Here is a 9,625-nt window from a genome sequence, read left to right as displayed (position 1 = left end):
CAAAGAATGACCCCGCTCCCATACAGCAGCACCAAGAACACGTCCCCGATGCGTCATCCGCACAAGCCCCGAAGCGTATCGGAGCATTTACGATCACCGCACCTTCTTCATCGAGACAAAAGGGACACCGCATGCCAAGCACAGAGACACACTTCGACCTCACCGCCAACGACGGTCACACCGTCGAAGCCCATCGTTGGCAAGGGCCCACGCAGCGGGCCATCGTCCAGCTGGCACATGGCATGGGCGAGCATTCGCTGCGCTACCGGCCGCTCGCCGACGCGCTGACCCAGGCAGGTTATGTGGTCTATGCGAACGAACATCGCGGCCATGGCAAGGGCGCCGCTGCGCGCAATGAGCTTGGTGAATTCGGTCCGCGCGGCTTTGCAGGGCTGGTGGACGACATGGCGCTGCTGAGCCACCACGTTCGCGGTGTGCACCCCGGCCTGCCGCTCATTCTTCTCGGCCACAGCATGGGCTCGTTCGCCACGCAGTACTACCTGGCGCGGCACAGCGCGCTGCTCTCCGGCGCCGTGCTCTCGGGCACCACCGCACTCGACCTGCTCGGCGCCGCATTGCAGGCCGGCTTCAAGCTCGAAGACATGAACGCCGCGCTGCCCGATGTGCGCACGCCGTTCGACTGGCTCAGCCGCGACCCGGCCCAGGTCGATGCCTACATTGCAGATCCGCTGTGCGGGTTCACCGTCTCGGCAGAGGGCCTGGGCTCGATGTTCGCGAACCTTGCCGACCTGGCGCCCGATGCGCTGCGCACGCGCATCCGGGCCGATCTGCCGCTGTACCTGTTCGTCGGCGACCAGGACCCGGTCAGCAATAAGGCCGAATGGTTCTATCCGCTGGTGCAGCGCTACCGCGAAGCCGGGCTGCACGATGTGTCATGCCATGTGTTCGGCGGCGCGCGCCACGAGACGCTCAACGAAACCAACCGCGACGAAGTCGTGGCCGTGCTGCTGGCCTGGATTGCGCGGGTGGTGGTGGTGGTGGGCGCCGGCAAGAACTGAGGTCAGGCCTCCACGTTCAGCACGGAGCCGATCGTTACGCCGCCGGCGTTCACGCGCGCCTTGTCGGCCTTCGCCTCCTTCGCAGCCGGCTGGCCGCCCAGTTCGTCGAGCTGCGCCATCGCGCTCTGCTGGACGCCAGCCGTGCGCAGCGCATTCATCTGCGCCTGCAGCATCGCGATCTGGTTGGCGATGGCGACCAGTTGCTGTTGAAGCGCGGTGCGCAGTTCGCCCGCCGGCGTCGCGAGCAGCAGGCCCTGCTTTTCCTGCATCTGCTCCTGCAGGTTGGTGATCTGGCGCTGGATCTTCGCGATTTCCGCGTTGATGTTTCTCCCGCTCGCCGCGCTGCTCGTGGCCCCGATTCCAGTCAGCATCTTGTTCCTTCGTTGTGACGGTAAAAGAGTTCTATCGGCACTTCCGCGGAAAAATGAAGGGCCGATACTGCAAGATTTGCAAGATTCCGTCGCCAACTTCCGATGCCCATGCAACTCGATCCGCTTCCCTCCGAATGCCTTGTCGACCACGCGCTGGCCATTCGCGTTCGCGGTCTTTCCGCCGGCGCCCGGCTGACGGCACGGCTCTACAACGCGGGGCCCAACGACAGCATGTTCCTGTCGCACGCCACGTTCGTGGCCGACGCCGATGGCGTGGTCGACCTTGCGCTGCAGGCACCGGTCTCGGGCTCGTACCAGGGTATCGACGCGATGGGGCTTTTCTGGTCGCGCGCGCCTGTGGCCGGGCCCGAAGCGGCAGCCTGCGGCGACGCCAGCAAAGACCCGTTCACCCTGACGCTGAAGCTTTCGAGCGACGACGGCAGCGGCAACAGCAGCGAACCCTTGTCGCACACCCTCAAGAGAACCTTCGCTGCATCGGACGTCAGCTCGCGCGACGTGCGCGAGCACGGCATGGTCGGCCGCATGTTCGAGCCGGCGCAACCCGGCCCTCGCAGCGCCGAGCTCGTCGTCGGTGGCTCGGGCGGGGGGTTGGCCTGGTCGCAGGAGATGGCGGCCCTGCTTGCCTCGCACGGCCACGCCGCGCTCGCACTGGCGTACTTCGGCGCCGAAGGCCTGCCCGCGACGCTCGACCGGATTCCACTCGAATATTTCGGCACCGCGCTGGAATGGCTGGCGGCCCAGCCCGGCGTGGACGGCAACCGCATCGCGGTGGTGGGTGCATCGCGGGGCGGAGAACTGGCACTGCTGATCGGAGCGACCTTCCCCACCGTTCGAGCAGTCGTCGCCTACGTTCCCAGCGGCGTCGCATGGCCTGCCTTTCCGGCGAGCGGCCATGGCGCCTGGACCCTCGAGGGCAAGGAGATCGCCCATGCGAGCACGCTCACCTACGAAGAGTGGGACAAGGCGCTCGCCGATGGCACTGCAAGAAAAGACAGCTTCGACTGGTACCTGATACCGCTCCGAGATGCCGGCTACACGGCCAGGGCGTCCATTCCCGTGGAAAGAATCGGCGGCCCCGTGCTGATGATCTCGGGCGCCGACGACCGGCTGTGGCCCTCCACGGAGTTGACGGAAATCGCCGTGCAGCGCTTCAGGGCAAACCACTTTCCTCACCCTGTCGAGCACCTGATCTACCCGGAGGCGGGACACAACATTGCGTGGCCCCATGTGCTGACGACCCAGCTGAAGTCGAAGCACCCCGTGTCCGGCGAGGACATCGACATGGGCGGCACACCGCAGGGCACCGCGCGCGCACGGCAGGACTCGTGGCCGCGCATGCTCGCCTTCCTGCAAACGGCGCTGAAAAGCGGCTGAAATCGCGCGGCCTTTTACCGCGCATCGGCACTGCGCGATGTAGCGCATTCGAGCGACAAGCGACGGCATATCGGCTTCCTAGAATCGCGCGGCCCGGCCTTCCAGGCCCTGTCAGAAAGCGTTTCCCATGCCGTCGATTCCGCACGCCCGCGCCCTCTTTTCCAGCTTCGATGCACAGGCCACTTCGCGCCGTGCAGCCATGAGCGCGATGCTCTTCATGCTGGCGTCCTGCGGCGGTGGCGGCGGCTCCGGTGGCGGTTTTCTTCCTTTGCCTCCACCCGCCGCGCCCGCGCCCGCCGCCAAGCTCCATGCGGTCGGCGGCACGGTCAGCGGACTGCTCGGCACGGGCCTCGTGCTGCAGAACAATGCGGGTGACGACCTGGCCGTTGCGGCCAACGGCAGCTTCAGCTTTGCCACGCAGCTTGCCGATGGCGCCAGCTACGCGGTCACGGTCAAGTCGCAGCCCCAGCTGCGAACCCTGGTCTGCACCGTCAGCAACGGCAGCGGCAAGATCGCCGGCGCGGCCATCGGCAACGTGGCGGTGCACTGCGCCGCGCCGCCGGCCCGCTTTGCCTACGTCGCGAATTTCCTGTCGATGGACGTGTCGGGCTACACGCTCGATGCCGCCACGGGCACCCTCGTGCCGATGGCGGTACCGACCTATTCCGTGGGGGCCGAACCCAACGCCATCACCGTCGATCCCACGGGCCGCTTTGCCTACGTGCCTCATCCGAACGCCCACTCCGTTTCGGGCTACACCATCGACGCGGCCACCGGTGCCCTGACCCCGATGGCCGTGCCGACGGTCGCGACGGGCACCGAGCCCACCAGCGTTGCCGTGCACCCCACGGGCCGCTTCGCCTACATGACCGACGCCGCGCTCGACACCGTGTCGGCCTACGCCATCGATGCCGCGACGGGCACCCTCAGTCCAGTGCCGGGCTCGCCGGTCGCTACCGGCAGGTCACCGTCGTTCATCACGGTGGACCCGACGGGCCGTTTCGCCTACGCGGTGAACGCCGTCAGCAGCAATGTGTCGGCCTACACCATCGACGCGGCCACCGGCGCGCTCACCGCCGTACCGGGGCCTGCCGTGTCCTCGGGACCGAACCCCTATGGCGTGACCGTCGATCCGACGGGCCGGTTTGCGTACGTGGCCGATACCGGTGACTACACCCTGTCGGCCTATGCCATAGACACCACCACCGGCGCCCTCCGCCCATTGGCAACGCCGACGGTCACGTCGGGCAAAACGCCCTACTCCATCGCCGTGGACCCCACCGGGCGGTTCGCCTATGCGGCCAACCTGGACGTCAACAACCTGGCGGCCTTCACCATCGACGCCGTCAGCGGCATGCTGAGTCCAATGGCCGTGCCGACGGTTCCCACGGACAACCAGCCCGCTGCCGTCGTCGTGGACCCCACGGGCCGGTTCGCGTACGCGGCGAACGCGATGTCCAGCAACGTATCGGCCTACTCCATCGATAGCGGCACCGGCGCCTTGAGCCCCATGGCCGCGCCGACCGTGCCTGCGGGTTCGGGGCCGCAGTCGATTGCTTTCGCGAGATAGCTGGGCAGCGGCCGGTGCGCGCGCCGCGCCGCCGATGGTCGATCAGTCCCGCGAAACGAGGGCCATGGCATCGGGCCCCCATTGCACGGCGTACTGGTCGGCGAACTCTTCAGCCTGGCGAACACTCGCCCGGCTCCAGCGCCGCCCGTACCAGTCCACGTGGTGGCCCACCTCGTGGCAGAAGAGGTGTTCGATGTAGAAGCGCTTGAGGTCGGCCGGCGTGAAGCTCACGTACCACCGGCCACGGTCGCAACTCACCTGGGCTCCGAAGCGCTGGTACGAAGCCATCGACTGCGCCGGCGGCTTGCTGCGCCCCACATAGAGCCGCCCGTCCGCCCGCCACGGATACAGGATGACGACGCGCACACCGCTGCCGCAGATGAACTCCGCCAACGCGGCGGCCGAATGGCTCATGCGTGCCGGCCTGCGCCGCAGCCAGATGTGCGTCACGCCCTCTGCATGGCCGGCGGGCAAGGCACGCAGCGCCGCCGCGCACTCCTCCACCGACACGGGAAAGACGAACTCGCGCGACGGGTTGTCCTGGATCAGGATGGGCAGCGCCTGGCCCGGCACCGGCCGCTGCAGCGAATGCGCACGGGCAAAGATGTTGTCGGTCATCCGGCGGCGCATGCGCCCGCCATGGATGTCGCCATACGTTCGGCTCTTCTTCCAGGGCGTGGCGGATCGGTTCTTCATGGTGCTTGGCGGGGCATGTTCGGCGCGAAGCCTACCTGAGCCGAAGGCCATCGCAATGCCTCCTGCAGCGGGAGCGAACGTGGCTTCGGCAATAATGCGAACAATTCCTATCGGGGAATTGCAGGCCGGATCAGCCAACGCCACATCTTGAAGCCAGCCCATCGACGGAGCGCCCGCGCCGTCTTCCTACTTCAACGATCCGTGGTCACACGCTACTACCGAGAACTGCTGAACCACTTCTCCCGGCAGGTGAAAGACCGCGATGGCGCGGCCGACATCGTCCAGGAGGCGTATGCACGCGTGCTTGCGGTGCAGCAGGCCGGCCAGCCCATCCACGAACCGCGCGCGCTGCTCTACCGCACCGCGCGCAACGTGCTGATCGACGAGCAGCGGCGCAGCGCGGTTCGCGGCGCCGAAGACCCGCAGGCAATGGAAGAAATGCCCGCGCCCGCCGCACAGCAGCCCGAGGAAGCCTATGCCGCGATGCAGGGCGTGCACCGGCTGGTCGCGGTGATCGAAGCCTTGCCGCCGCGCTGCCGCGAAGCCTTCGTGCTGCACAAGTTCGATGGCCTGTCGCATGCCGAAGTGGCCGAGCGCATGGGCATCTCGCGCAACATGGTCGAGCGCCATGTGATGCTGGCGGTGCTGGCCTGCCGCAAACACCGCGACGGCCCTGGCGCCGCCACCACGCCGCCGGACAAGCGCGAGGTGCAACCTTGAGATCGGCGACACTTTTTTCGCGTCCGGACATCAGGTTCCGGCGCCTTCATCCGTCTACGAAGAAGCAAGCAGAAATTCCCGCGCAATGACTTCACGCCCCGTCATCGACGACCCCACGCAGCGCCCCTCCGGCAAGGAGCAGGTGTGGGACGGCGCGAGCGCGTCGGGCGACGACGGCATGCTCGATGCCGCGCTGGCGGACCTGGATGCGGCCGAGGTGCAGGCGCTTCACTGGCTGGTGCGCAGGGAAGACGGGCTCGATGCCTCGGCCGAGGCCGAGTTCCAGGCCTGGCTGCAGGCCGACGCCGCGCACCAGGCAGCATTCGACGACATGGCCGGCACGTGGCGGGCGTTCGACGACATTCCCGCCGACGGCGTGGCCCAACTCAGGGCCGGCGTGGCAACTGCGAGGCCGGCTGCACCGGCCGGATCGACTCACTCGACGGAGCCGGCGAGCGCTGTCCCGCCCTCTCCCGCGCCGCAGACACCTCGACAGCGAAAGCCCACGCGGCTCGCCGGTCCAGGCGGTTGGCTCCGCAGCCTCATCGGTGGCCAATGGCTGCCCCAGGCCCTGGCCGCATGCGTGGCCTTCGCGACCCTCGGCGGCGGCTGGTTCGCATGGGACCATTGGCAGCAGCAACCCGTCTTCAGCCAGCACTACGCCACCGCACGCGGGCAGCAGATCGAAGCCCGCTTGCCCGATGGCAGCACGCTGCGGCTGGACACCGCATCGCAGGCCGACGTCACGCTGTACCGGCAGCGCCGCGAAGTGCGCCTGCCCGAGGGCCAGGTCATGTTCACGGTGCAGGGCGACAAGACCCGGCCCTTCGACGTGCTGGCGGGCGCCATGCGCATCACCGTGGTGGGCACGCGTTTCTCGGTGCGCTACACGCCATCGATGGGCAACGACCAGGTGCAGGTGGCCGTGGAAGAAGGCCACGTGCGGGTCGCGCGCGCAGATGCCTTGAAACGCAGCGACGGCCCCCCCACGGCCGCGCAGATGAGCGACGCCATCGATCTCGAAGCGGGCCAGACCGTTGCCGCCGACGCCGAAGGCCGGCTCGGGCCGGTCGGCCAGATCGCCACTGAAAGCATTGCGGCCTGGCGCGGCAACCGCGTCAACTTCGACGACACGCCGCTGTCGCTGGCCGTGGCCGAACTGGAGCGCTACGCAAGCACCGGCCTGCTGGTGCGCGACCCCACGGTGGCGGCATTGCGCGTGACCGGCAGCGTGGACCTGAGGCGCGTAGGCGACTTCACGCGCAGCCTGCCGGAGGTCTTGCCGGTGCGGCTGGTGCCGCGCGAGGGCGCCGTCGAGGTGGTGGCCAGGCGTCCGTAGCAGGCCGGCTCGCAACCCGCGCGCAAATTTTCTTTTTTTGCCGGCATCAGGTTTCCGCGAGGTGATCCGTCTTCTGGAGATACCGCTTCCCTGTTCGTATCTTCTGGAGATCTCCCGCATGCACCGTTCGCGCCCCTCACTCGCCCGATTCGACCTCGCGCCCCTTGCGCTGGCGGCCGCTCTCGGCCTCGGCGCCTTCGCCGTGCAGGCCCAGACGGCGCCCGCCGCGCAGATCGACATCGCGATCACCGCACAGCCGCTGGCCCAGGCACTGACCGAACTGGCGCGCCAGGCCAGGCTCACGCTGATGGTGCCGCCCGCCCTGGTGGCCGGCCGGACGGCGCCCGCCGTGTCGGGCCGGTTGACGCCGCAGCAGGCGCTCGACCGCCTGCTGGCCGGCAGCGGATTGGTGGCCACCCACGAAGGCAATGCGGTCGTCGTGAGGGCCGTGGCTGGAACAGTCTCGCTGTCCACCATCACTGTCAGCGAAGACCGGGACATCGGCCTGCGGGCTGACGATGCGCCCATGACGACCAAAGGCATCACGCCCCTTATCAAGACACCGATGTCGGTGCAAGTAGTGCCACAGGCCCTGATCGACGACCGGCAGGCCAACACCCTGCGCGATGCACTCGAGACAGTGAGCGGGGTGAATGCCGGCAGCACCTCGTTGCACGAAGACATCATCGTGCGCGGCTTTCCTTTGTACGACACGTACCGCAACGGTGTGCGTACCCGCCGCATCGGCGTGACGGAACTGGCCAACGCGGAGCGCGTGGACATTCTCAAGGGACCGTCGTCAACCCAGTTCGGGCGGGGCGACATGAGCGGCATGTTCAACGTCGTGACCAAGAAGCCGCTGGAAGAGCGGTATCTGTCGTTGCAGCAGCAGGTGGGCAGCCATGGTTTTTTCCAGACCACGCTCGATGCCACGGGCCCGCTCGGCAAGGACAACGGCCTGTTCTATCGCCTGAACGGATCGCTCGAAGACGCAAGGTCGTTCCGGGACTACGCAGGCAACTCTCGCAAGTTCATCGCGCCTTCGCTGAGCTGGAGGCCCAATGCCGACACACAAGTGAACATCGACCTGGAAGTGTCGCGCGACAAATCCCCCATCGACCGTGGCATCGTCGCCTATGCAAACCGCCCCGCAGACGTACCACTCAATAGAAATTTCGGAGAAGACTTCACCCACTACCGGAACAACGAAACGCTCCTTTCCATCGACGCCTCTTATCGAATCGCGCCGACCTGGACGATTCGCCAGAAGTACTTCGTGCAACAAGGACGAGGCAAAGGCCTGGAATACCTGCAGCAGACCGAATCGCCGGACAGCGTCGGCATGGTTCGCATGGCCCGCCGCATCCAGCAGCGCGACATCGACAACCAGTTCTATTCGCTGGAATTCGCCGGCACGCCTGCATGGCTTGGCATGAAGCACGACTTTTCCGCCGGCTTCGATCACAACCGATACGAAGGCAGATTCGACTTCCGCTACGGCGAGCTCGAAACAATTCCGAACCTGTTCCTTCCTGTCACGTCCCATGTGCCCCCAGCCACTGCGACGCAAGACACCATCTTCAACCGAGGGCACGGCACCGGCTTCTACGTGCAGGACCAGATTGCGCTGAGCGAAAAAATCAATCTCCTTCTGGCCGGCCGCTACGACAGGGCAAGCGTGCGTACGGAAAATCCGGTCGGCACGGAGGCAAGCCGCGCCGACGACACCAAATTCAGCCCACGCCTCGGTGTGGTCTACACGCTGGCGCCGGGAGCCTCCGTTTACGCGAGCTATACCGAATCGTTCAGCGACGCCAACAGCACCGCCAGTTCGAAAGGGCAGTCGTTCAAGCCGATCGAGGCCAAGCAGTACGAGATCGGATTCAAGGCCGAATCGGAGAACAAGGACTTCTTCACCACGCTGGCAATCTATGACTTGAAGAAGCAGAACATCGTCGTGCCCGATCCAGATGACAGCACGAACTCTGTCCAGATCGGCACGGCCAGAAGCCGTGGACTTGAATGGGATGTCGGCGGGCGCCTGACCCGACACCTCAACCTGACGGCCTCGTACAGCTACACCGCCGCAAAGGTCTTGCGGGACACGACCGGCAACGAAGGCAACGCTCTCTATGGGGTCCCGCGCCACATGGGCAAGTTGTTCTTGCGCTACGACCTTCAGGCGGGTGGCGTTCAAGGCTGGAGCTTCGGGGTCGGCATGGTCGCCTTGAGCAAGCAGCAGGGAGACACGGCCAACAGTTTTCAGCTCCCCGGCTACGGCCGCATCGACCTGATGGCCGCCTACAAGTGGCGCGCAGGCGCCGCGCGATGGACCGCACAAGTCAATATCCTGAATACGGGGGACAAGAAGTACTACCTGCCGAGCGGATCGCGCGACGAGGTCGCGGTAGGAAAGCCGCGCACTCTGCTGGCTTCCCTGCGCATGGAATACTGACTACCGCGCCCTCCCGCTGCGGCGTTGGTGCCATTGGTGCCATTGGCGACAATGGTCGCC

The 9,625-nt window shown here is 66.5% G+C and carries 8 protein-coding genes; 6 read left to right on the top strand and 2 right to left on the bottom strand.

Translation table 11 applies throughout. The annotated features are described in order from the left end of the window. Positions 1–131 precede the first annotated feature (131 nt). A complete protein-coding gene (locus DBV14_RS03010; RefSeq protein ID WP_124457714.1) occupies positions 132–1,019 on the top strand; it encodes an alpha/beta fold hydrolase in 888 nt (295 codons plus the stop codon). Between the two features lie 2 nt (positions 1,020–1,021). Here DBV14_RS03010 and DBV14_RS03005 read toward each other — a convergent pair whose 3' ends face one another. Further along, positions 1,022–1,390, bottom strand: a complete 369-nt coding sequence (locus DBV14_RS03005; protein WP_124457713.1) for a FlxA-like family protein — start codon at positions 1,388–1,390, stop codon at positions 1,022–1,024. 102 nt (positions 1,391–1,492) lie between these two features. Between DBV14_RS03005 and DBV14_RS03000 the strand changes: the two genes are divergently transcribed. After that, complete coding sequence (locus tag DBV14_RS03000) at positions 1,493–2,785, top strand: acyl-CoA thioesterase/bile acid-CoA:amino acid N-acyltransferase family protein (RefSeq protein WP_124457712.1); 1,293 nt, start codon at positions 1,493–1,495, stop codon at positions 2,783–2,785. Between the two features lie 127 nt (positions 2,786–2,912). Continuing rightward, the gene (locus tag DBV14_RS02995) at positions 2,913–4,355 is read left to right on the top strand and encodes a beta-propeller fold lactonase family protein (RefSeq protein ID WP_124457711.1); all 1,443 of its coding nucleotides are present in this window, start codon (positions 2,913–2,915) and stop codon (positions 4,353–4,355) included. A 42-nt stretch (positions 4,356–4,397) separates the two neighbouring features. On the opposite strand, the gene DBV14_RS02990 is transcribed toward DBV14_RS02995, so the two are convergent. Next, positions 4,398–5,051 carry a hypothetical protein gene (locus DBV14_RS02990; protein ID WP_124457710.1) on the bottom strand — a complete coding sequence of 218 codons (654 nt, stop codon included), beginning with the start codon at positions 5,049–5,051 and terminating at the stop codon, positions 4,398–4,400. A 201-nt stretch (positions 5,052–5,252) separates the two neighbouring features. On the opposite strand from DBV14_RS02990, the gene DBV14_RS02985 reads away from it, so the two are divergent. The 3 genes from DBV14_RS02985 (at position 5,253) to DBV14_RS02975 (ending at position 9,565) form a co-directional block, all read left to right on the top strand. Next, complete coding sequence (locus DBV14_RS02985; protein WP_124457709.1) at positions 5,253–5,771, top strand: sigma-70 family RNA polymerase sigma factor; 519 nt, start codon at positions 5,253–5,255, stop codon at positions 5,769–5,771. Positions 5,772–5,856: 85 nt separating this feature from the next. After that, positions 5,857–7,110: a FecR domain-containing protein gene (locus DBV14_RS02980; RefSeq protein WP_260396791.1), complete on the top strand. Its 1,254-nt coding sequence runs from the start codon at positions 5,857–5,859 to the stop codon at positions 7,108–7,110. 118 nt (positions 7,111–7,228) lie between these two features. Then, positions 7,229–9,565: a TonB-dependent receptor gene (locus DBV14_RS02975; protein WP_124457708.1), complete on the top strand. Its 2,337-nt coding sequence runs from the start codon at positions 7,229–7,231 to the stop codon at positions 9,563–9,565. Positions 9,566–9,625: the final 60 nt, after the last annotated feature.

Source organism: Variovorax sp. KBW07, assembly GCF_003852515.1.
Classification (GTDB): domain Bacteria; phylum Pseudomonadota; class Gammaproteobacteria; order Burkholderiales; family Burkholderiaceae_C; genus Variovorax.
This window is presented reverse-complemented; position numbering and strand designations above follow the sequence as displayed.